Origin of the sequence: Vreelandella alkaliphila, from assembly GCF_016107625.1 — a bacterium.
GTDB lineage: Bacteria > Pseudomonadota > Gammaproteobacteria > Pseudomonadales > Halomonadaceae > Vreelandella > Vreelandella alkaliphila.
The window spans coordinates 1-389 of sequence record NZ_JABASV010000044.1; the positions used below are offsets into that span (position 1 = coordinate 1).

The following is a 389-nucleotide window of genomic DNA, read 5'->3' on the forward strand; positions in this document are numbered from 1 at the left end:
AGTTATAGCAGGCACCATTGCCGTTGCAGTACACCGCCGCGTCATAGGCCTGCCACGCTCGTTCATCAATGGTGCGGTCCAGTTGGCCGCGCAGGGTGACGCCATCAACCGTTAACAGTTCAGGATCGCTGTCTTTGGCGATTAGTTCGCTGCCTTCAGCGGGCGACGCAATTTTGCCTGGATTTAGCTGGTTATGCGGATCAAACGCGGCTTTGACGCGCTGCAGGCTGGGGTATAACTCACCAAAGAATTTGGGGCCGTACTCCGAGCGCACGCCTTTGCCGTGCTCGCCCCATAACAGCCCGCCGTACTTCTGGGTCAGGGCCGCCACTTGATCAGAAATCTCACGAATCAGTTTTTCCTGTTCGGGATCTTTCATATCCAGCGCC

1 protein-coding gene is annotated in these 389 nt (G+C 56.6%); it reads right to left on the reverse strand.

Annotation, left to right across the window (positions count from 1 at the left end):
- The coding region (locus JFC11_RS18900; RefSeq protein ID WP_198350283.1) for an FAD-linked oxidase C-terminal domain-containing protein at positions 1-389 on the reverse strand (389 nt) is incomplete at both ends.